General features: G+C 61.8%; 14 protein-coding genes and 1 pseudogene. 7 read left to right on the forward strand and 8 right to left on the reverse strand.

What is annotated here, in order from left to right; all coding sequences use genetic code 11:
• Positions 1 to 57: 57 nt before the first annotated feature.
• The 7 genes and pseudogenes from U5O12_RS03845 to U5O12_RS03875 all read right to left on the reverse strand — a co-directional run bounded on the left by U5O12_RS03845 (position 58) and on the right by U5O12_RS03875 (position 12,184).
• Positions 58 to 2,542 (reverse strand): annotated as a pseudogene (locus tag U5O12_RS03845) (glycogen/starch/alpha-glucan phosphorylase).
• A gap of 27 nt (positions 2,543 to 2,569) precedes the next feature.
• The gene (glgA, locus tag U5O12_RS03850; RefSeq protein ID WP_322577366.1) at positions 2,570 to 4,042 is read right to left on the reverse strand and encodes a glycogen synthase GlgA; all 1,473 of its coding nucleotides are present in this window, start codon (positions 4,040 to 4,042) and stop codon (positions 2,570 to 2,572) included.
• A 30-nt stretch (positions 4,043 to 4,072) separates the two neighbouring features.
• Entirely contained in the window at positions 4,073 to 5,377 is a 1,305-nt protein-coding gene (glgC, locus tag U5O12_RS03855; RefSeq protein WP_416221438.1) for a glucose-1-phosphate adenylyltransferase, read from the reverse strand.
• 60 nt (positions 5,378 to 5,437) lie between these two features.
• Complete coding sequence (locus U5O12_RS03860; RefSeq protein ID WP_322577367.1) at positions 5,438 to 7,069, reverse strand: alpha-D-glucose phosphate-specific phosphoglucomutase; 1,632 nt, start codon at positions 7,067 to 7,069, stop codon at positions 5,438 to 5,440.
• 17 nt (positions 7,070 to 7,086) lie between these two features.
• Complete coding sequence (gene glgX / locus U5O12_RS03865; RefSeq protein ID WP_322577368.1) at positions 7,087 to 9,186, reverse strand: glycogen debranching protein GlgX; 2,100 nt, start codon at positions 9,184 to 9,186, stop codon at positions 7,087 to 7,089.
• 3 nt (positions 9,187 to 9,189) lie between these two features.
• Positions 9,190 to 11,391 (reverse strand): 1,4-alpha-glucan branching protein GlgB, encoded by a 2,202-nt coding sequence (gene glgB / locus U5O12_RS03870; protein WP_322577369.1) that lies wholly within the window; start codon positions 11,389 to 11,391, stop codon positions 9,190 to 9,192.
• A 184-nt stretch (positions 11,392 to 11,575) separates the two neighbouring features.
• The gene (locus U5O12_RS03875) at positions 11,576 to 12,184 is read right to left on the reverse strand and encodes a hypothetical protein (protein WP_322577370.1); all 609 of its coding nucleotides are present in this window, start codon (positions 12,182 to 12,184) and stop codon (positions 11,576 to 11,578) included.
• Positions 12,185 to 12,360: 176 nt separating this feature from the next.
• Here U5O12_RS03875 and yiaA point away from each other — a divergent pair, with 176 nt between their 5' ends.
• Positions 12,361 to 12,792: an inner membrane protein YiaA gene (yiaA, locus tag U5O12_RS03880; protein WP_296465702.1), complete on the forward strand. Its 432-nt coding sequence runs from the start codon at positions 12,361 to 12,363 to the stop codon at positions 12,790 to 12,792.
• A gap of 21 nt (positions 12,793 to 12,813) precedes the next feature.
• Here the strand turns inward: yiaA and U5O12_RS03885 are convergent, their stop codons facing one another.
• The gene (locus U5O12_RS03885) at positions 12,814 to 15,252 is read right to left on the reverse strand and encodes a YgiQ family radical SAM protein (protein WP_322577371.1); all 2,439 of its coding nucleotides are present in this window, start codon (positions 15,250 to 15,252) and stop codon (positions 12,814 to 12,816) included.
• Positions 15,253 to 15,520: 268 nt separating this feature from the next.
• Between U5O12_RS03885 and U5O12_RS03890 the strand changes: the two genes are divergently transcribed.
• From U5O12_RS03890 to U5O12_RS03915, 6 genes are all read left to right on the forward strand, one after another.
• Complete coding sequence (locus U5O12_RS03890; RefSeq protein ID WP_322577372.1) at positions 15,521 to 16,360, forward strand: ABC transporter substrate-binding protein; 840 nt, start codon at positions 15,521 to 15,523, stop codon at positions 16,358 to 16,360.
• Between the two features lie 68 nt (positions 16,361 to 16,428).
• Entirely contained in the window at positions 16,429 to 17,115 is a 687-nt protein-coding gene (locus U5O12_RS03895) for an ABC transporter permease (RefSeq protein ID WP_322577373.1), read from the forward strand.
• Positions 17,112 to 17,825 (forward strand): ABC transporter permease subunit, encoded by a 714-nt coding sequence (locus U5O12_RS03900; protein ID WP_322577374.1) that lies wholly within the window; start codon positions 17,112 to 17,114, stop codon positions 17,823 to 17,825. The genes U5O12_RS03895 and U5O12_RS03900 overlap by 4 nt, the downstream gene beginning before the upstream one ends.
• A gap of 6 nt (positions 17,826 to 17,831) precedes the next feature.
• Positions 17,832 to 18,962 (forward strand): succinylglutamate desuccinylase/aspartoacylase family protein, encoded by a 1,131-nt coding sequence (locus tag U5O12_RS03905; protein ID WP_322577375.1) that lies wholly within the window; start codon positions 17,832 to 17,834, stop codon positions 18,960 to 18,962.
• A gap of 37 nt (positions 18,963 to 18,999) precedes the next feature.
• Complete coding sequence (locus tag U5O12_RS03910; RefSeq protein ID WP_322577376.1) at positions 19,000 to 19,776, forward strand: ABC transporter ATP-binding protein; 777 nt, start codon at positions 19,000 to 19,002, stop codon at positions 19,774 to 19,776.
• A gap of 17 nt (positions 19,777 to 19,793) precedes the next feature.
• The gene (locus U5O12_RS03915; RefSeq protein ID WP_322577377.1) at positions 19,794 to 21,839 is read left to right on the forward strand and encodes a diguanylate cyclase domain-containing protein; all 2,046 of its coding nucleotides are present in this window, start codon (positions 19,794 to 19,796) and stop codon (positions 21,837 to 21,839) included.
• Positions 21,840 to 21,842 lie beyond the last annotated feature (3 nt).

Consider the following 21,842-nt stretch of genomic DNA (forward strand, 5'->3'; position numbering starts at 1 on the left):
GCGCATATTCCACGGGCGCAAGAGGCAGATTTGACTCAAATCCGCCTCAGCCCCCCATCAGGAAGCCAGCTCCAGCGGCTTGCTCTTCCAGATCTTGTCGGCGTATTCACCAATCGTGCGGTCGGCGGAGAACGGGCCCATCGCAGCCACGTTGCGCAGGGCCATGACGGACCAGGCTTCTTTGCTCTGGTAAGCCACGTCCACCTGTTCTTGCGCGGCGATGTAGGCGGCGTAGTCCGCCAGCAGCAGGTAGTGGTCGCCCCAGTTCACCAGCAGGTCATAGATACCCTGGAAGCGGGCGGGCTCGTCGGGGCTGAAGACGCCGTCGCGGATGGCTTCCAGCACCGCAGTCAGCTCGGTGTTGCCCTCTGCAATGGCGCGCGGCTGGTAGCCCGCGGCGCGGGTGGCGGCCACCTGCGGTGTGGTCAGGCCGAAGATGAAGATGTTGTCAGTACCCACGTTCTCCAGAATCTCCACATTGGCGCCGTCCAGCGTGCCGATGGTGAGTGCGCCGTTGAGGGCGAACTTCATATTGCCGGTGCCGGACGCCTCGGTACCGGCGGTAGAGATTTGCTCGGACAAGTCAGCCGCCGGGATGATGCGCTCGGCCAGGCTCACGCTGTAGTTGGGGATGAACACCACCTTGAGCAGGTTGCCCACACGCGGGTCGTTGTTGACCACGCTGGCTACGTTGTTGATGAGGTGAATGATCTGCTTGGCCATGTGGTAGGCCGACGCGGCCTTGCCGGCAAACACCACCACACGAGGCACCGTGACCGAGCCGGGGTTGTTGATGATGCGCAAATAACGCGTGACCACGTGCAGCACATTAAGCAACTGGCGCTTGTACTCGTGAATGCGCTTGACTTGCACGTCGTAGAGCGCGTCGGTCGGGATGGTCAAACCCATATTGGCCTGCACCCAAGCGGCGAGGCGCTGCTTGTTGGCGAGCTTGGCGCCCTGGAAAGCCTCGATGACTTTCGGCTGCGTCAACACTGCGTTGAGGCCGCTGAGTTGCGTGAGGTCGCGGCGCCAGCCGGTGCCAACCTGCTTGTCCAGCACGGCAGACAAAGCCGGGTTGGCCTGCGCCAGCCAGCGGCGCGGGGTGATGCCGTTGGTCTTGTTGTTGAAGCGCTCGGGCCACAGATTGGCAAAGTCGAAGAAGATGCTTTCCTTCATCAGCTCGGAGTGCAAAGCCGACACGCCGTTGACCGAGTGACTGGTCACCACTGCGAGGTAGGCCATGCGCACGCGGCGCTCGCCCGCCTCGTCCACCAGGCTCACCTTGCGCAACAGCTCGGCGCTGCCGCCGCGCTGGGAAATTTGGGTCAAAAACTGGGCGTTGATGTCGTAAATGATTTGCAGGTGACGCGGCAGGATGCGGCCCATCATCTCCACCGGCCAGGTCTCCAGCGCCTCGTGCATGAGGGTGTGGTTGGTGTAGCTGAACACGCCCTGGCACAGGCGCCAAGCGTCGGCCCAAGAGAGGTGGTGCTCGTCGAGCAGCAGGCGCATGAGCTCAGGAATCGCCAACACCGGGTGGGTGTCGTTGAGGTGGATGCTGACCTTGTCGGGCAGGCTCTCAAAGTTGTCGTGCGTGCGCAGGTAGCGGCGTAACAGGTCTTGCACGCTGGCGCTGCAGAAGAAATACTCTTGGTGCAAACGCAGCTCTTTGCCGGAGGCGGTGGAGTCGTCCGGGTAGAGCACGCGGGACACGTTCTCGGAATGGTTTTTGGTCTCCACCGCCGCAAAGTAGTTGCCGCGGTTGAAGGCGCCCAGGTCAATTTCTTGCGTAGCCTTGGCAGACCATAAGCGCAGTGTGTTGGTGGCCTTGGTGGCGTAGCCGGGGATGATGGTGTCGTAGGCCATGGCCTGCACGTCGTGGCTGTCGACCCACTTGGTAGGCGTCGCCCTCCTTCACCACATGGCCACCGAACTGCACGCGGTAGTTCACCTCGGGGCGCGGAAACTCCCACGGGTTGCCATGGGTGAGCCAGTAGTCGGGCACTTCCACCTGGCGGCCATCCACAATGGTTTGTTTGAACATGCCGTAGTCGTAACGGATGCCATAGCCAAAGCCGGGGATGTTGAGCGTAGCCATGGAATCCAAAAAGCACGCGGCCAGGCGGCCCAAGCCCCCGTTGCCCAGCGCTGCGTCGGGCTCCAGCTCAGTCACGGAGTCGATATCCACGCCAAAGTCGGCCAAAGCTTGCTTGACCCGCTCGCGCAGGCCTACGGCCAACATGGCGTTGCTGAAGGTGCGGCCAATCAAAAACTCCATGCTGAGGTAGTACACGCGCTTGGCGTCTTGGGCGTACTGGGCGCGGGTGGTTGTCATCCAGCGCTCCACCAGCTGGTCTCGCACGGCATAGGCGGCGGCGTGCAACCAGTCTTCGGGGCGGGCGGCTTCTGGGTCTTTGCCCACCACAAACATCAGTTTGTTGGCGATGGAACGCTTGAGTGACTCCAGATCGCGGCCGGGGGCATCAAATTCGAAATTGGGGGAAGTGGCAGAGGTGGCGGGGGCTGTCATTTGGGTCATGGTGTGGGCGTGTGGCGATAAGGGCCATCAGGCCTGGGCAATCAGGTTTTGGTACAGCGCGACATAGTGCTGGGCAGCACTGGCCCAGTCGAAGGCAAGCTTCATGCCCGTCTGGCGCACGCGGTTCCATTCGGCCTTGCGGTGGTACAGCGCAAAGGCACGGCGCACAGCGCGGCGGTAGTGGGATTCATCAAAGGCATCAAATACAAAGCCGGTGGCTGTGCGGTCTTCCAGGGTTTCCAGGTCACTGTCCACCACGGTGTCTGCCAGGCCACCCACGCGGCGTACCAAGGGCAGGCTGCCGTACTTCAGGCCATACATCTGGGTCAGGCCGCAAGGCTCAAAGCGCGAGGGCACCAACGTCACATCGCTACCCGCAAAGATGCGGTGGGCAAAGGTTTCGTCGTAGCCCAGCTTCACGGCCACACGGCCGGGGTTGGCCTTGGCTTGGGCCACAAAAGCCTGTTCCAGCCCGGTCTCGCCACTGCCCAGCACCAGCAGCTGGCCGCCGCGCGACACAATTTCATCCACCGCGGCCAGCACCAGCGGCAGGCCTTTTTGTTCGGTCAGGCGGCTCACCACGGCAAACAATGGCGCATCGGGCTCCAGCGCCAGGCCCATTTCGGCCTGCAGCGCGGCTTTGCTCTGGGCCTTGCCGGTCATGTGGCGGGCGTCATAGGGGTGGGCAATCAGCGCATCGGTAGACGGGTTCCACACGCTGTCGTCCACCGCGTTCAAGATGCCGCTCAGGTGCTGCTGGCGCGCGCGCAGCAGGCCGTCCAGCCCGCAGCCCTGCTCCGGCCCCTGAATCTCCCGCGCATAGGTGGGGCTGACGGTGGTGATGTGGTTGGCGTAAAACAGCCCGGCCTTCATGAACGAAAGCTGGCCATGGAACTCCATGCCATGCACATGGAAGGCGCGTCCGGGCAGGCCCAGGTCGCCAAAATGCTCAGGACCAAACACGCCCTGGTAGGCCAGGTTGTGCACGGTGTAGACCGAAGGCACACGCGGGCCCTGCCCTTCGTTCCACAGCGCCAGGCTGGCGGGGGCCAGCGCAGCGTGCCAGTCGTGGCTGTGCACCAACTGGGGGCGCCACTGTGCATCCAGGCCGTGCGCCACATGGGCAGCCGCCAGGCCCAGCGCCGCAAAGCGCCGGTGGTTGTCTCCGTAGGGCTGCTTGTTGGCATCTTCGTAGGGGTTGCCAGGTCGGTCGTACAGACCAGGCGCCATGAGCACGTAGGCGCCCAGCGTACGGCCGTCCCGCGCCAAGGCAGGCAAAGTACCGTAGACCACCTCCACCCGCTCGCCCCAGGGCATGGCAAAGCTACCCACGGGCTCCCCGCCCTCCAGCCCCGCACAAATGGCCGGAAAACCCGGCAGCATCACGCGCACATCACAACCCGCCACTTGCAAGGCGGCTGGCAGCGCTCCGGCAATGTCGGCCAGCCCTCCGGTTTTGAGCAGCGGAAAAATCTCGGCACTGACTTGCAGGATGCGCATGGTTTCTTTCTTGAAGTTTCCGGCAGCGGCTCAGGGGGTGCTTAGTTTCATCAGCATGTCCTTGGTGACCAGCACCACACCATTTTCGGTGCGCTCAAAGCGCGCGGCGTCCGCCACCGGGTCCTCACCGATCACCAGGCCCTCGGGTACGCTGCAACCGCGGTCCACCACCACGCGGCTCAGGCGGCAGCCGCGGCCAATGGTCACCTCGGGTAACAGCACGGCTTGGTCAATCACGCAGAACGAGTGCACCCGCACGCTGCTGAACAGCACCGAGTTGCTGACGATGGAGCCCGACACAATGCAGCCGCCCGACACCATGGTGTTGATAGCTTGGCCGTGCTTGCCATCGGCGTCTTGTACAAACTTGGCGGGTGGCAGCTGGCGCTGGCTGGTCCAGATGGGCCAGTTGGTGTCGTAAATGTCGAGCTCGGGCGTCACAGACGCCAAATCCAGGTTGGCTTCCCAGAACGCGTCGATCGTACCCACATCGCGCCAATACGGTACGGCATCGGGCGTGGACGACACGCACGACATGGAGAACGGGTGGGCAATCGCCCTCCCCTCGCGCACCACGCGCGGAATCACGTCTTTGCCAAAATCGTGGCTGGAGTCGGGGTTGGCAATGTCGTCTTCCAGCAGGTCGTAGAGGTACTTGGAATCGAAGATGTAGATGCCCATGCTGGCGAGCGACACGGCGTCGTTGCCGGGCATGGGTGGCGGGTCTGCGGGCTTCTCCACGAACTCGGTGATCTTGCGCGTACCGTCCACCGCCATCACGCCAAAAGCCGACGCCTCGGCGCGCGGCACCTCGATGCAGCCCACGGTGCAACCGGCGCCACTGTCCACATGGTCCTTGAGCATCAGCGAGTAGTCCATCTTGTACACGTGGTCACCGGCCAGCACCACCACATATTCGGGCTTGCTGCTCTGGATGATGTCCAGGTTTTGGTAGATAGCGTCGGCCGTGCCGCGGTACCAATGCTCTTCGTCCACCCGCTGCTGGGCCGGCAACAGGTCCACCATTTCGTTGAGCTCAGCACGCAAAAAGCTCCAGCCACGCTGCAGGTGGCGCAACAGCGAGTGCGATTTGTACTGCGTGATCACGCCGATGCGGCGAATGCCCGAGTTCACGCAATTGGACAGCGCGAAATCGACGATGCGGAACTTGCCACCAAAGTAGACCGCAGGTTTGGCGCGGCGGTCGGTCAGCTGCTTGAGGCGCGAACCGCGCCCACCGGCCAGCACCAGGGCAATGGTGCGACGCACCAACATGTGGGGCTGCATATGGCGTTCTTGCTGCACGAGGCTGCGCGATGTGTCTGTGGTGTTCATGCTTGTCTCCTGTTCATTTTTTAGTGGTGTCGTTCTGCAAAAAACTTGAAATGGATGCCTTCAGGTCATCACGGTGGGTTGGTCCATGCCGGTAAAGGCGCGCACCTTGGCCACGGCCTCTGCCAACGCCACCAATGGTTGCAATGCCTCTTGCGCGGGCAGGTCCTGACGGGCAGGGTTGGGTTCGTGGCGCTCCAGGTAGACACGCAGCGTGGCGCCCTCGGTACCGGTGCCGGACAGGCGGAACACCACGCGCGAACCATCGGTCAACACCACGCGCACGCCCTGCTTCTGGCTCACACTGCCGTCCACCGGGTCGGTGTAGGCAAAGTCGTCGGCAAATGCAATGGGCAGGCCCGCCACCGTGGTGCCGCCCAGCGTGGGCAAAGAGGCACGCAGCTCGCGCATCAGCGCATCGGCTTTGTCGGTGGGGATGGCTTCGTAGTCGTGGCGCGAGTAAACGCAGCGGCCGTGCGCCTGCCACAGCGCGCGCACCAATTGCTCCACGGTCTGGCCCGTGGCGGCCACCAGGTTGAGCCAGAACAGCACGGCCCACAGGCCGTCTTTTTCGCGCACATGGCTGGAGCCCGTGCCGTAGCTTTCTTCGCCGCACAGCGTGACCTTGCCAGCGTCCATCAGGTTGCCAAAAAACTTCCAGCCTGTGGGGGTCTCGAAGCACGGAATGCCCAGCGCCTTGGCAACGCGGTCTACCGCGGTGGACGTTGGCATGGAGCGTGCAACACCAGCCAAACCGGCCTTGTAACCCGGTACCTGCGTGGCATGCGCCGCCAGCACCGCCAGACTGTCGGACGGCGACACCACGAACTTGCGGCCGACCACCATATTGCGGTCGGCATCGCCATCGCTGGCCGCGCCCATGTCGGGTGCGTTGTCGGCAAACAGGTGGGCAATCAGGTCTTCGGCGTTCACCGGGTTGGGGTCGGGGTGCAGGCCGCCAAAGTCTTCCAGCGGCTCGGCATTCACCACGGTGCCCGCGGGCGCACCCAGTTCGCCTTCGAGCAGGGATTTGGCATACGGTCCGCCCACGGCACACATGGCGTCATACCGCAATCGAAAGCCGGAGGCAAACAGCTTGCGGATGGCGGCGAAATCAAACAGGCCCCGCATCACTTCGGCGTAGTCGGCCACGGGGTCGATGACCACGATATCGGTACCCTCGATGCGGTAGCTGCCCAACGCATCCAGGCCAATGTCGGGCGTGTCGGTGGTGTGCAGCTGGGCAACCTCCAGGGTGCGCGCGTAGACCGCATCGGTCACCTTTTCTGGCGCGGGGCCGCCATTGGCCACGTTGTACTTGATGCCAAAGTCGCCATCGGGCCCACCGGGGTTATGGCTGGCCGACAGCACAATGCCGCCGCTGGCGCCATGCTTGCGGATCACCGCACTCACGGCCGGGGTGGACAGAATGCCACCCTGCCCCACCAACACGCGGGCATAACCCTTGGCAGCCGCCATGCGCAAAATGGTCTGGATGGCGACGCGGTTGTAGAAGCGGCCGTCGCCCCCCACCACCAGGGTCTGGCCAGCAGCGTCGGGCAGCACGTCAAACAACGCTTGGACAAAGTTCTCCAAATAAAGCGGCTGCTGGAACACGGTGACTTTTTTGCGCAGCCCCGAGGTGCCAGGGCGTTGGCCGTCAAATGGCGTGGTGGGTACGGTGATGATGGACATAGAAGTGTGTGACGTAGTTAAAGAGCGGCGAAAAGGCTGGCTGCGCTGGCCAGCATGAGGCTTTGGGCCGGCAACCACAGCCGTGCGGGCAGCGGTTGATCCGGGCTGCTGCCGGTATCGGTTTCGAGGCGCAACTGCCACGCGGCGCCGGCTGGCGCAGGGGGTGGCACAAACTCCTGCGTTTGCGCCGTGGGATTGCATAACAACAGGCAGGCGGTGCAGGCCAGCGGGTCTACCGAGGCGGCATTGAGCTGTAGCGCCAACGCGTTGTCTTGCGGGTGGTGCCAGTCGGCGTGTACCAAGGTCTGGCCCAGCGGGCCCCACCACTGTGCGACAGGGCCTGGGCCAGGGCCGACGTCATTGGCACCGCGCCACCAAGCCCGGCTTTGCAGCACGGGGAGTTCGTGGCGCAGGGCAATGGCGCGGGCCACAAATGCAGTCAGCTCGGCATCGGCTTGGCCCCAATGCAACCACGTGGTGGCGTTGTCCTGGCAGTACGCATTGTTGTTACCGCCCTGGCTGTGGCCCAGCTCGTCGCCCGCCAGTAGCATGGGTGTACCCAGCGACCACAGCAGGCTGGCCAGCAAGACGCGTCTCTGGCGCAGACGCCGAGCCAAGACTTCGCCGTCTCCGGTCGGCCCTTCCACGCCGTTGTTCACGCTGAGGTTGTGGCCGTGTCCATCGCGGTTGTTTTCGCCGTTGGCTTCGTTGTGACGCTGGGCGTAGCTCACCAAATCCATGAGCGTGAAACCGTCGTGGGCAGTGACCAGGTTCACGCTGCTGTGGGCTCCACGCTGGGTGGGGCTGAAGACGTCGGCCGAACCGGCCAGGCGGTTGGCCAAATCGGCCCGCGTCGCGTGGTGCTGCAACCATGCGCTGCGCTGGGTATCGCGGAACCGGTCATTCCATTCCAGCCATCCGGCTGGAAACGCGCCCAGTTGGTAGCCCCCGGGGCCGATATCCCAAGGCTCAGCCACCATCAGCCGATCGCGCAGCACCGGGTCTTGCGCCACTGCCATCAGGAACGGGGCATTCGCCTCGAAGCGGTGCTGGCGGTCTGTGCCCGCGCGCGCCAGCACGGGCGCCAGGTCAAAACGGAAGCCGTCCACGCCAAACTCCACGACCCAGCCACGCAGGCTGTCCATCACGGTGCGCAGCACCAGTGGGTGGCTCAGGTTCACACAGTTGCCACAGCCGGTCCAGTTGGCGTAGAGCGCGGGGGTGGTGTGATCGAGGTGGTAGTAGGTCGCGTTGTCAATACCGCGCAAGCTCAACGTGGGGCCAATTTCATCGGTCTCTCCCGTGTGGTTGTAGACCACATCCAGAATTACCTCCAACCCAACTGCGTGCAGCGCATCCACCAGCGCGCGGAACTCGCTGCGTGGGCTGGTGCCGGGTGCACCACTCCAGTAACGCTGTTCGGGCGCATTCCAGGCGATCGGGCTGTAGCCCCAGTAGTTAGAGAGCCCCATGCGCAGCAGCCGCACCTCATCCGCCCGTTGCGCCACGGGCATCAGGCACACGGTGGTCACACCCAATCCCTTGAGGTGTGCGATGGCGGCAGGATGCGCCATGCCCGCATAGGTGCCACGCAAACCGGCAGGAATCTCCAGGTGCTGGGCGGTGTATCCCTTGAGATGCACCTCGTAGAGCACCCTGCGCGCCGCATCTACCCGCACACGCCCCGACACCGGCGGCAGATCCTGCACAACGCGTGCCTTGAGCGCCGTGACTGCGTTATCACGTAGATCGGCACGCAAAGGTTCACCGGGCACATGGCCCAGGTGGAGGTCATCGCCATCGTAATGCCCCAGCACCTCACGGGCACACGGGTCCAGCAGCAGTTTGGCGGGGTTGAAACGCTGGCCCTGTGCCGGCTCCCACGGGCCATGCACCCGCCAGCCGTACACCAAGCCGGCCTGCGCGCCGGGCAAAAAACCATGCCAAATGCCATCGACCGGGCCATGCATCGCCAGACGCTGCACCTCTTGCGTGGCACTCCCATCAAAAAGGCACAAGTCAACAGCCTGTGCGTTGGGTGCGGCCAGGCAAAAGTTCACGCCACCGTCGCGCAGCTGTGCGCCCAGTGTGTCGGTGTGGCCGGCTTCCAGTGGCATGTATTAGGTGTCCAGGTGGCGGGTGGCAGGGACTACAGGCGTAAGCAGCAGGCATGCCAGCGGAGGCAAGTTCAAGACCACGGATTGCGAACGTCCATGGTCGGCCACCGCCTCCGTCGCCAGCTCACCGTTGCCCACACCGCTGCCACCATAGACGGCGTTGTCCGTATTGATCAACTCGCGCCAGGTGCCGGCATGGGGCATGCCAATGCGGTAGCCATGGCGCGGCAGCGGCGTGAAGTTGCACACCACCACCGCACATTCGCCCCGCAGTCCATGGCGCACAAAGGCCACCACCGACTGGGACGCATCTTCATGCGCAATCCATTCGAACCCTCCGCCCTGCACGTCTTGCTGGTGCAGTGCCGGGAAGGCTTGGTAGACACGGTTTATATCCCGCACCAGACGCTGCACGCCCTGGTGGGCGGGCTGCTGCTCCAGTGACCAGGACAACTCGGAGCCATCCGCCCATTCGGTGGGTTGGGCCAGCTCGCCGCCCATGAACAGCAGCTTCTTGCCGGGGTAGGCCCACATGAAGCCATACAGCGCGCGAAGATTGGCAAAACGCTGCCAATCGTCGCCCGGCATCTTGCCCAGGAGCGAACCTTTGCCATGCACCACCTCGTCGTGCGAGAGCGGCAGCACAAAGTTCTCGGTGAAGGCATACATCAGCCCGAAGGTCAACTGGTTGTGGTGGTGGCGACGGTGCACCGGGTCCAGCGAGGCGTACTTCAGCGTGTCGTGCATCCAGCCCATGTTCCACTTGTAGTGAAAACCCAGGCCACCGCTTTGTAGGTCCGCACTGGGCGGGCGGCTCACGCCGGGGAACGCCGTGGACTCTTCAGCCAGCGTGATGGCGCCGGGCCGTTCGGTTCCCACCGTGTGGTTCATGCGGCGCAAAAACTCAATGGCCTCCAGGTTCTCGCGGCCCCCATGTTTGTTGGGAATCCACTGGCCTTCTTCGCGGCTGTAGTCGCGGTACAGCATGGAGGCCACGGCGTCCACGCGCAGGCCGTCAATACCGTAGCGCTCCAGCCAGTAGAGCGCGTTGCCCACCAGAAAGTTGCGCACTTCGGTGCGGCCAAAGTTGTAGATCAGCGTGTTCCAGTCTTGGTGGAAGCCTTCCTTCGGGTCGGCGTATTCATACAGGTGCGTGCCGTCAAACTCGGCCAGACCGTGCGCGTCGCTGGGGAAATGCGCAGGCACCCAATCCAGAATCACGCCCAGGCCGGCAGCATGTGCGGCATCCACAAAGAACTTGAAATCTTCCGGCGAACCGAAACGCGAGGTCGGCGCAAACAGGCCCAGCGGCTGGTAACCCCAGGAGCCGTCAAACGGGTGCTCACTAACCGGCAACAGCTCCAAGTGGGTGAACCCCATCTCCTTGGCATAGGGCACGAGCGTGTCGGCCAGCTCGCGGTAGCTGAGCCAGCGCCAGCCGTCGGCCTTGCGCCATGAGCCCAGGTGCACCTCGTAAATGCTCAGGGGTTTGTCAAACGCATTGGCTGCAGCGCGGTCCGCACGCATGGGCAGGCGTGGCGGCAGCGGGTAGACCACGCTGGCGGTGTCGGGCCGCAGCTGGGCGTGGAAGGCAAAGGGATCGGCCTTGACGGCGATCTGGCCCTTGGCGCCCAGGATTTCAAACTTGTACAGGTCGCCTTGGGCGACTTCGGGAATGAAGATTTCCCACACGCCGCATTCACGGCGAAAGCGCATGGGGTGGCGCCGGCCATCCCACTGGTTGAACGAGCCCACCACCGACACACGGCGCGCATTGGGCGCCCAGACTGCAAAGCTGGCCCCCGACACACCGTTGATGCAGACCAGGTGTGCACCCAGGCACTCAAACGGACGCTGGTGCGTGCCCTCGGCCAAGAGCCACAGATCCAGGTCTTGCAACACCAGGGGAAAACTGTACGGGTCATCGATCAGCTGCTGGGCGCCGTCCGCCCACTGCACTCGCAACCGGTACGCAAACGAAGCAGACTCAGCCAGCAACGCGCCAAACACCACACCACCCGCCAGGCGTTGCAGCGTGGCGCACACCTGCCCGCTGGCCTTGTTGACCAGCTCCACCTGCTCAGCGCCCGGCAGGAACGCATGCACCGCCAATCCATCCGGGCGGCTGTGCATGCCCAGCACACTAAAAGGGTCGGGATGCTCTGCCCGCATCAGTGCTGACAGGTCGTGATCTTGAAGCGTCATGGTGTTGGTGCACCAGCATCCAAGATGCCAGCGCTTGTCTCTGGTTGACGAACAGCTTAGTACATTATCAAGGGAGTTTATTTAGTCAAAACCCTTGGACAAACACGGCAAGGCACTATGTAACCCACATTGTCGGAAGTTACCGACACTTCGAAGGACAGCGTGGGCCATTGCAGCATGGGTATCAGCGCTCGTACACCTTGCGCACTTGCTTGCGCATGCGAGTGTGCAGCGCCAGCTGTGCCTCCGGGCAGCTGCTCAAGGCCTGCGGTTTGCCGTCAACCCACACGCGGCCCGCCAGCTTGGCATCTTGGCAAAGCGCCGGCTGCGGCATGGCGGGTGCACTGGCGGCCAAGTCCAGAGACTCTTTGCGCAGGCGCTGCATCCTTTGCGCATCGGACACGTAGTTGCGCTCCATGTGCACAACTTCGAGGCGCTCGATGCCCTGCGCGTCCCGCACCAAGCGGCAACGGCCGTAGTCGCGCGGCAAAGCCAAGCGCAACTGCAAGCGCCCACCAGGTTTTAGCATCTGTCCATCGACGAGCGTAAAGCTGCGCTTGTCCTGGTCGAATACAAAGATGGAGTAAAGCCCGGTTTGGGGATGCTGCTCGGCAACGTCCACGTAACCGTTGCGCAAGGTCCGAACCTCATCGGGCGACTGGTAGTGCTCGGTCTTGACCGCAGTGCAACGCTCCATCAGGCTTTCAAGGGTACTGGCTTCGTACTGCTGCAGCGCCTGTTGACTGTTGTTGAACTGCACCGGAGGCTGAGCCAGCACAACGCCGTGGACCAACACAAAGACTGCAAATCGCGTGATTACCCTGATCATTGTTGTAATAAAACCGTGCAATTTATTGAGAGAATGGCGTTGGCACTTTGTGTGCCTCCCTATAACAATAGCTTAGCGCCTTCCGGGGCAACGGCAACCCTCACCTTTTGTTCATTGGTATTCACTGTCACACCTTCATCATGAAAACATCGATCCAATTTCCACAATCCTCCTCCGGTGCCTATGTGGGCGCGACCTTTGCCTGTCTCGGGCTCGGCACCGCTGGCTTCTTGCTGGGTTTGTGGAATGCTGAAATGCAGCTGAACGAAAAAGGCTACTACTTCACCCTGCTGGCCTTTGGGCTATTTGCGGCAGTCTCGCTGCAAAAGTGCGTGCGCGACAAGCTCGAAGGTATTCCGGTGTCTGGCGCCTACTACGGCATCTGCTACGGCGCCGTAGGCCTGTCACTGCTCTTGCTGGCCACCGGCTTGTGGAATGCCACTCTGCTGTTGTCAGAGAAAGGCTACTACGCCATGTCCTTTGTGCTGGCCTTGTATGCCGCGGTCACCGTGCAAAAAAATGTGCGCGACAAAAAAGGCCAAGGCGCCAACGAGAGCAGCGCGCTGGAATAACTAGACCCGCCTGAGCCGCGCTCAGCGCGGTTTGCGGTTCAGTTTGGTGCTCGGCTTGGCGGCGCCGGTTACCCGCGGGGGCAGCCCGGTGTGCTGGGTGAGCATGCGGCCCTTGACGGGTTTCACGGGCGTCGACGGCTTGGCCAGCGCCACGGTGGAGTTTTTCTTGCGCGCACTTTGGTAGCCGCCATCAGTTAGCGGCTGGAACGTGGGGATCAGGTGGTGCTTGCCATTGCCAACCAGATCAGCCCGCCCCATCGCCTTCAGCGCTTCACGCAACAGCGGCCAGTTGTTGGGGTCGTGGTAACGCAAAAACGCCTTGTGCAAACGACGGCGTTTTTCACCACGCACGATGTCCACGGTCTCGTCCTCGCTCTGCGCGGTGCGGTGCACGCGCTTGAGGGTATTGCGGCCTGAGTGGTACATGGCCGTGGCCGTGGCCATGGGGCTGGGGTAGAAGGTCTGTACCTGGTCGGCGCGAAAGCCATTCTTCTTGAGCCAGATGGCCAGGTTCATCATGTCTTCATCAGTCGTGCCCGGGTGGGCCGCAATGAAGTAAGGAATCAGGAACTGCTTCTTGCCCGCCTCGGCACTGAACTTTTCGAACAGCTGCTTGAACTTGTCGTAGGAGCCGATACCCGGCTTCATCATCTTGGTCAGTGGCCCCTGCTCGGTGTGCTCGGGGGCGATCTTGAGGTAGCCACCCACATGGTGTTGTACCAATTCCTTCACGTACTCAGGGCTCTTCACCGCCAGGTCATACCGCAGGCCAGAGCCGATCAAGATCTTTTTGATGCCCTTGAGCGCGCGGGCACGGCGGTAAATCTTGATGAGCGGGTCGTGGTTGGTCGTCAGGTTCTGGCAAATACCAGGGTACACGCAGCTGGGCTTGCGGCAGGCCGCTTCAATTTCGGGGCTCTTGCAGCCCAGGCGGTACATATTGGCCGTGGGGCCACCCAAGTCGGAGATGGTGCCGGTAAAGCCCTTGACCTTGTCGCGGATGTCTTCCACCTCTTTGATGATGGATTCTTCCGAGCGGCTCTGGATGATGCGGCCTTCGTGTTCGGTGATGGAGCAGAAGGTGCAGCCGCCAAAACAACCTCGCATGATGTTCACGCTGAAGCGGATCATTTCCCACGCCGGAATCTTGGTCGCGCCATCATGGCTACCGTTCTCATCCGCGTAGCTGGGGTGCGGGCTGCGCGCATACGGCAGGTCAAACACCATATCCATCTCGGCCGTGGTCAACGGTATGGGGGGCGGGTTGATCCACACGTCGCGCGCCGTGGTGCCTTCGCCATGCGCCTGCACCAATGACCGGGCGTTGCCCGGGTTGGTTTCCAGGTGCAGCACGCGATTGGCATGGGCGTAGAGGATGGGGTCGCTCTTGACCTGCTCGTAGCTGGGCAGGCGGATGACCGAGCGCTCCCGCGGCGGCACCTTGATCTTGCCCTTGGTGCTGGCCAACGCGGGGTTGGCAAAGAAGGTCAGCGGCGCAATGGCAGCATTGACCTCAGATTTAGAGTCTTTTTGGCCTCTAGCCCCCGTAGAGTCTGCGCAAACAGCTCCTGAATTTATAGCACCGCCAGCCTCCGCAGCTTGGGCCACCGCTTTCGCCTCATCTTCTTTGGCGCAGGTGGCTCCGTTCTCGGCCGCCTGCTCGCTGGTGGTCATGTAGGGGTTGACATGGGCTTCCACGCGGCCCGGTTCATCGACGGTGGTGGAGGTGATTTCGAACCAGCCTTTGCCGGTTTCATCGTCTGGTCGGCGTACAAACGCTGTGCCACGCACGTCGGTGATGCGCTCCACCGGCTCCTTGGCAGCCAGACGGTGCGCGATTTCCACAATCGCTCGCTCGGCATTGCCGTACAGCAGCAGGTCGCACTTGGCGTCCACCACGATGCTGCGGCGCACCTTGTCGCTCCAGTAGTCGTAGTGGGCAATGCGGCGCAATGAGCCTTCGATGCCGCCCAGAATGATGGGCGTGTCCTTGAAGGCCTCACGGCAGCGCTGGCTGTAGACGATGGCGGCGCGATCTGGCCGCTTGCCGCCCACGTCGCCCGGGGTGTAGGCGTCGTCACTGCGAATTTTGCGGTCGGCGGTGTAGCGGTTGATCATGGAATCCATGTTGCCGCTGGTTACGCCCCAGAACAGGTTGGGCTTGCCCAATACTTTGAAAGCGTCAGCGCTGGACCAGTCAGGCTGGGCGATGATGCCCACCCGAAAACCCTGGGCCTCCAGCATGCGGCCGATCACGGCCATACCAAAGCTGGGGTGGTCCACATAGGCGTCCCCCGTCACCAACACAATGTCGCAGCTGTCCCATCCCAGCTTGTCCATCTCGGCCCGGTTCATGGGCAAAAACGGGGCCGTGCCGAAACGGGCCGCCCAGTACTTGCGGTAGCTGGACAGCGGCTTGGCGGCGCGCGCGAAAAAGGAGACGTCAACAGGGGCGTTCATAGGGAATCCGGGGTAACCCGAGAGTGTAAGGTTTCGCGCATATCAACGCACCCCCAAGGGGCAAGTAGCTACCTTTCGCTCACGCGCAATCGGAACTTTGGAAACCGTTCGCCTGCCGAAAGCGCGAAATACCCACATTTCCACGGTAAAAACCCCAATGCACTGGTGTGGGGCGGCATCAAATTTGCTCTGCTTAGCCCGTAGAATGATTTTTCTTACATTTTCAAACCGCCGGAAATGCGTTTCCGGTATTTCTAGGGACTTATTCATGAAGAAACTCCTGCTGGCACTGGCAGTGACCTCCGTTTTGGCCGCTTGCGGTAAAAAAGAAGAAGCTGCTCCTGAAGCGCCTGCTGCGCCCGCATCGGCTCCCGCGGCTGCTCCTGCCCCCGAAGTGGGCCCGCTCAAAGTGGCTATCGACCCCACCTACGAGCCCTTTACCTTCAAATCTGCAGATGGCCAGCCTACTGGCTTCGATGTGGACATCGCCAATGCACTGTGCGAACAAATCAAGCGCAAGTGCGAGTTTGTCGAACAGGTGTGGGACAGCATGATCCCCGGCCTGAACGCCAAGAAGTACGACGTCATCATCTCCTCCATGTCCGCAACAGACGAGCGCAAGAAGGAAATCGACTTCACTGACAAGTACTACCAAACACCCAGCCGTATCGTCCTGAAAAAAGGCACCAAGTTCACGGACCTGGCTTCCTTGAAGGGCAAAAAAATTGGCGTACTGAAGGGCTCTACCCAAGAAAAATACGCCATGGACAACCTGAAGCCGGTTGGCGTAGTGGTGAACTCCTACGAAGCCCAAGACCAGGTCTACTTGGACATCAAGTCCGGCCGCCTGGACGGTACTGTGGCTGATTTCTTGGAAGTCACCGGTGGTTTCCTGAGCAAACCTGAAGGCGCCAAGTACGAGTTTGTTGGCCCCGTGTTGAGCGATGTGAAGTACTTCGCTGGTGCCGCTGTTGCGCTGCGCCAAGGTGAAGACAAGCTCAAGGGCGAGTTGAATGAAGCCATCAAGACCATCCGATCCAACGGCACTTACAAGACCCTGAACGACAAGTACTTTGCCAAGTACAACATCGACGTTTACGGCGAATAATCTTGTAACCGCTCAACACAACGGGGCGCATGTTTGCGCCCCGTTGTGTTAATTGCCCATAGCCTCTCATGAATGCTTATTACGTCGCCATCCTGCAAGGCTCGGCCCTGACGGTCGGCGTCTCGCTCTGCGCCCTGCTGGTCGCGATCGTTCTGGGCCTGCTGGGTGCTAGCGCCAAACTTTCGGGCCGGCGGGTACTGAGCTCCCTCGCTGCGACCTACACCACCGTGATCCGTGGGGTCCCCGACTTGGTGGTCATGCTGCTGGTCTTCTACGGCGGCACCATCGGACTGAATCACCTGCTGGAACTCGCCGGCAGCAAAGCCACCGTGGACATCAACCCTTTTATGGCCGGCGTGCTCACGCTTGGTTTCATATACGGCGCTTACATGACGGAAACCTTCCGCGGCGCCATCCTTGCCATTCCCAAAGGCCAGATGGAAGCTGCAGTCGCCTACGGCATGCATCCGTTGCAAGCCTTTGTGCGCATCACTTTGCCCCAGATGGTGCGTTATGCCCTGCCCGGCTTCACCAACAACTGGCTGGTGCTGATCAAGTCCACCGCGCTGGTGAGCCTGATTGGCTTGAAGGAAATGACCTACCTCTCCAAACAGGCCAGTGCGGCCACGCGCTCGCCGTTTGCGTTTTTCTTGTTCACAGCCGCCCTGTTCCTCGTTTACACCACCATCTCGCTGTACGCGCTGCGCAAGCTCAATGCGCGCTACAGCCTGGGCACCAAGCGGGGCGAACTATGAAGTGGCATGTGATTTTTGAGCCTCAAAACCTGGAGCTCTACGCCACCGGCATCCTCACCACGCTGGGCCTGCTGTTCTCGTCGCTGGGCATTGGTGCCGTGTTGGCCCTCATTTTTGCCCTGCTGCTCACGGGCCCTTGGGCGCCACTGCGCTGGATTGTTGGGGCCTACACCTACGTGATCCGCGGTACGCCGCTGCTGATTCAGGTATACCTGATCTACTACGGCCTGGGCCAACTGGAATGGATTCAGGCACGCTGGGACGATGTCTGGCCCTGGACGCATTTCAAGGAACCCTTTTTCTGCGCGCTGCTGGCTTTCAGCCTCAACACCGCGGGCTACACGGCAGAAATGCTGGCCGGGGCGATCCGCGAGACCTCCGCTGGTGAGATCGAATCGGCCCAAGCCTTTGGCATGAGCCGCTTTCAGGTCATGCGCCACATTGTGTTGCCCAGTGCCCTGCGCCGAACCTTGCCCGCCTACAGCAACGAAGTGGTCATGATGCTGCAAAGCACCAGCCTGGCCAGTGCAGTGCCCAGTATGCTGGACGTCACCGCGGCAGCCAGCCGGGTGTACTCCGACTATTACCTGCCGTTTGAAGCCTATATCGCTGCGGCCGCCATTTACCTGGTGGCCTCGTTCTGCCTGATCGGGATATTCAGGGTCGCAGAAAAGCACTTCCTGGCCTACCTGGCCCCCCGCACGCACTAAACCGCCATGCAACGCATTGACCACCCCTTGCTCTCCAACAGCTTGGGCAGCCACCGCAGCCTGAGCAGCTTTCACTACGGCACGCCCAGCCGCGGACCCAAGGTCTATATCCAGGCCAGCCTGCACGCCGAGGAACTGCCCGGCATGCTGGTAGCCCACCACCTGCGTGCGCTTCTGGAAGCCGCAGACGCGGCCGGCCAGATTCGCGGAGAAATCATCGTGGTGCCCGTGGCCAACCCCATCGGTCTGGCGCAGCGCGTGGACCACAAGCCCATGGGGCGCTTTGAGCTGGCCAGCAGTGAAAACTTCAACCGCCACTACCCGGACCTCGCCAAGGCTGTGTTTCCGGTAGTCAAGACCCAGATGGGACCAGACGTTGCCGCCAACGTGGCCACCGTGCGCCGCGCCATGGCTGACTACCTGCACCAGTGGCAACCCGACACCGAACTGCAAAGCCTGCGCCGCACCCTGCTGACACTGGCGCACGACGCCGACTACGTGCTGGACCTGCACTGCGACTGCGAAGGCGTGATGCACTTCTATACCGAGGAACCGTGCTGGCCCCAGCTGGCGCCCTTGGCACACTTGCTCAAGGCCCGCGCGGTGTTGCTGGCCAAAAACTCGGGCAGCGGCCCTTTTGACGAATGCCTGTCTGGTGCTTGGTGGCAGCTGGCAGAAGCACTGCAGGCCGCAGGCGTCTCTGCGCCATTGCCACAGGGCTGTAACAGCACCACCATCGAGTTGCGCGGCGAGGCCGATGTCACCCACGCCTGGGCCCAAGAGGATGCGCATGCGGTCCGGGCTTTCTTGCAACACATCCAGGTGCTGTCCTGCCCAAATCCACCGTCGATTCCTGCCCCGCTGTGCCCGGCAACGCCATTGGCAGGCTCAGAGACCCTGCGTACCCCGGTGCCAGGCGTAGTGGTCTACCTGGCCGACGTTGGCCAATCGCTGCGCATGGGTGATCTGGTGGCCGAAGTGATTGATCCGATCGCCAACACCACCCACCACGTGGTGGCCGGTGTGGATGGCGTGTTCTATGCCCGGGTACGCGATCGCTACGCCCTCTCTGGTGCCGAAATTGGCAAGATTGCCGGCGCCACCCCCTTCCGAACTGGCGAGCTGCTGGGTGCCTGAGCCCGCAGCATCGCCTCCTTACGCCCCTGTTTGCACCATGACTACCAAGCCTCTCAAACTCCAGGTCGAAAACATCCACAAGCGCTTTGGCAGCAACGAAGTGCTCAAAGGTGTTTCCTTGACGGCCCATGCGGGTGATGTGATCAGCATCATCGGCAGCTCCGGCTCCGGCAAAAGCACCTTTCTGCGCTGCATCAACATGCTGGAGAAACCCCACCAGGGCCGTATCCATGTCGCAGGGGAGGAACTGCTGCTGCACCCCGACGCCAAGGGCGAACTCCAAGCGAAAGACCCCAAACAGCTCCAGCGCCTGCGCACCAAGCTGGCCATGGTGTTCCAGCACTTCAACCTTTGGGCGCACATGACAGTACTGCAAAACATCATCGAAGTGCCGGTTCATGTGCTGGGTATTCCCAAAGACCAGGCAGTGGAAACCGCTCGCAAGTACCTCACCAAGGTGGGTCTGTCAGGCGTGGAAGACCGCTACCCAGCCCACATGAGCGGTGGCCAGCAACAGCGCGTGGCCATTGCCCGTGCCCTGGCAGTGGAGCCTGAGGTGATGCTGTTTGACGAACCTACCAGTGCGCTGGACCCGGAACTGGTGTCCGAAGTGCTCAAAGTCATGAAAAACCTGGCCCAGGAAGGCCGCACCATGGTGGTAGTGACCCATGAAATGGGCTTTGCCCGCGAGGTGGCCAACCATCTGGTGTTTTTGCACAAGGGACTGGTGGAAGAAGAAGGCCGCCCGGCCGACGTGCTGGCCAATCCGAAAAGCGAACGCTTGGCCCAGTTCTTGTCAGGCAGCCTGAAATAAACCACGGGCCAGCGCCCATGCCCAGCCGCGTAACGTCCAGCCTGTTTGAGCAATTGCCCATTGGGGCGTACCGATCCAGCGTGGATGGGAAACTCTTGCAGGTCAACAGCGCGTTTCTCCGGCTCAATGGCTATAAAAGCCTGGAAGAGATGGAGGCCGACCCGCAGGCCCACCGCAATCCCTACTTGCAGTCGCAAAGGCGCGATCGCTTTGCAGAACTGATGCGAGAGCATGGCCAAGTGACCAACTTTGTGTCCGAGATGGTCCGCCTGAAAACAGGGCAAGCAATGTGGGTAAGGGAGCATGCCCACGTGGTGCGCGACGAGAAGGGAGAACTGCTGTTTTACGAGGGTACGGTCGAAGACATCACCCCAGAACGTGCCTCGCGCGCTGCCTTGCGCCGCAGTGAAGCGCTCCTGCGCAATCTGCTGCAAACCATTCCGTACCAAGTTTGGCTCAAAGACATTGACGGTGTTTACCTGACCTGCAACGAGGCCTTTGCCGCCACACTCGGCGTGCCCGCCAAAGACATCATTGGTACACGCGACGCCCACTGGCTCGAAGACCGTGTAGTCGAAATATTCACCATGTCTGACCGCTGGGCCATTCAGGCTGGCAAAGCGGTCACCTTTGAAGAAAACACCCCGACCTTGGTCAACCCGCATGGTGATCTGTTCGAGGTCACCAAGACACCCATGCGCGATTCGGCTGGCAACATCATTGGGGTGCTGGGCGTTGCCCGCAACATCCAGGAACGCAAGGTGGCCGAAGCCTTGCTGCGGGACACCACCGAACAGCTGGAACTGGCCATCATGGGCGCTGACCTTGGCCGCTGGGACCACGACCTGACCAGCGAACGCGGCTACTACCTGGATGAACGCTCCTGCCAGATGCTGGGCCGGGATCCACAAGAAAGTGAACTGGCCCGGGCCTGGGGCCATCTGGTTCACCCGGATGACTTGGCCACGGCCATGCAAGCCATGCGGGCTCACCTGACCGGCAACTCTCCCGCCTACCAAGCCGAATACCGGGCGCGCCATACCAATGGCCGGTGGATGTGGCTTAGCAGCCGCGGCAAGGTGGTGCAGTTCAGCAAAGACGGGGCGCCCCAGCGCATGGTGGGCACGTTGATGGACATCTCGGGCCGCAAGCAGGCAGAAGCCCAGCTACAAGCTACCCAGGCAGAACTACAAGCCACACTGAGCGCCCTTCCTGACCTGCTGTTTGAGTTCAGTGCCGCAGGCCATTACCGCGCCGTGCACAGCCGCAACACAGCGTTGCTGGCGCACGCTCCCGAAGTACTGCTGGGCCGTACTGTCAATGAAGTGCTGCCAAAGGATGCCGCCGGCGCCTGCATGTCAGCACTGGACGAAGCGCGGTTGACGGGAGGATCCCACGGCAAGCAGTACAGCCTGGAGCTGCCTGCGGGCAAGCTGTGGTTTGAATTGTCTGTGGTGCGCAAGCCCACGGTACCGGGCGAAGAAGAACGCTTCATTGCCATTGCCCGTGATATCAGCGAACGCAAAGCCGCCGAAGAAGCCATTCGCCATCTGGCCTTCCATGACACGTTGACTGGATTGCCCAACCGCCGCCTGCTGACCGACCGCTTGCAGCAGGCCATGGGTACCAGCCAGCGCAAAGGCGAACATGGCGCACTGATGTTTCTGGACCTGGACCAATTCAAACAACTCAACGACACCTACGGCCACGATGTGGGCGATCTGCTACTGCAAGAAGTGGCCCGACGGCTACAACAGAGCATTCGTGCGGTGGACACCGTGGCTCGGCTGGGAGGCGACGAATTTGTGGTGCTGATCCAGGACCTCAGCCCTGACAGGGATGAGGCGAGCCTGCACGCCACTGCCGTGGGCCACAAGATCCTGGCCAGCCTGAACGACCCCTATCTGCTCAAACACACGCAACACACCACCACCCCGAGCATCGGCATTACACTGTTCAAAGGCGAAGCCGTAGCGCCCACTGAGCTCTTGAAACAAGCCGACACCGCCATGTACCAGGCCAAAGCCAATGGCAGAAACACGCTGTGTTTCTTTAAACCGTAACAA

The sequence above is a fragment of the Rhodoferax sp. genome (genome assembly GCF_034519335.1).
Classification (GTDB): Bacteria; Pseudomonadota; Gammaproteobacteria; order Burkholderiales; family Burkholderiaceae_C; genus Allorhodoferax.

Excerpts from the sequence above, each read along its gene's own strand:
- glgA (WP_322577366.1), bottom strand. The coding sequence starts at position 4,042 with ATGCGCATCCTGCAAGTCAGTGCCGAGATTTTTCCGCTGCTCAAAACC.
- glgC (WP_416221438.1), bottom strand. The coding sequence starts at position 5,377 with ATGAACACCACAGACACATCGCGCAGCCTCGTGCAGCAAGAACGCCAT.
- U5O12_RS03860 (WP_322577367.1), bottom strand. The coding sequence starts at position 7,069 with ATGTCCATCATCACCGTACCCACCACGCCATTTGACGGCCAACGCCCT.
- glgX (WP_322577368.1), bottom strand. The coding sequence starts at position 9,186 with ATGCCACTGGAAGCCGGCCACACCGACACACTGGGCGCACAGCTGCGC.
- glgB (WP_322577369.1), bottom strand. The coding sequence starts at position 11,391 with ATGACGCTTCAAGATCACGACCTGTCAGCACTGATGCGGGCAGAGCAT.
- yiaA (WP_296465702.1), top strand. The coding sequence starts at position 12,361 with ATGAAAACATCGATCCAATTTCCACAATCCTCCTCCGGTGCCTATGTG.
- U5O12_RS03885 (WP_322577371.1), bottom strand. The coding sequence starts at position 15,252 with ATGAACGCCCCTGTTGACGTCTCCTTTTTCGCGCGCGCCGCCAAGCCG.
- U5O12_RS03890 (WP_322577372.1), top strand. The coding sequence starts at position 15,521 with ATGAAGAAACTCCTGCTGGCACTGGCAGTGACCTCCGTTTTGGCCGCT.
- U5O12_RS03895 (WP_322577373.1), top strand. The coding sequence starts at position 16,429 with ATGAATGCTTATTACGTCGCCATCCTGCAAGGCTCGGCCCTGACGGTC.
- U5O12_RS03900 (WP_322577374.1), top strand. The coding sequence starts at position 17,112 with ATGAAGTGGCATGTGATTTTTGAGCCTCAAAACCTGGAGCTCTACGCC.
- U5O12_RS03905 (WP_322577375.1), top strand. The coding sequence starts at position 17,832 with ATGCAACGCATTGACCACCCCTTGCTCTCCAACAGCTTGGGCAGCCAC.
- U5O12_RS03910 (WP_322577376.1), top strand. The coding sequence starts at position 19,000 with ATGACTACCAAGCCTCTCAAACTCCAGGTCGAAAACATCCACAAGCGC.
- U5O12_RS03915 (WP_322577377.1), top strand. The coding sequence starts at position 19,794 with ATGCCCAGCCGCGTAACGTCCAGCCTGTTTGAGCAATTGCCCATTGGG.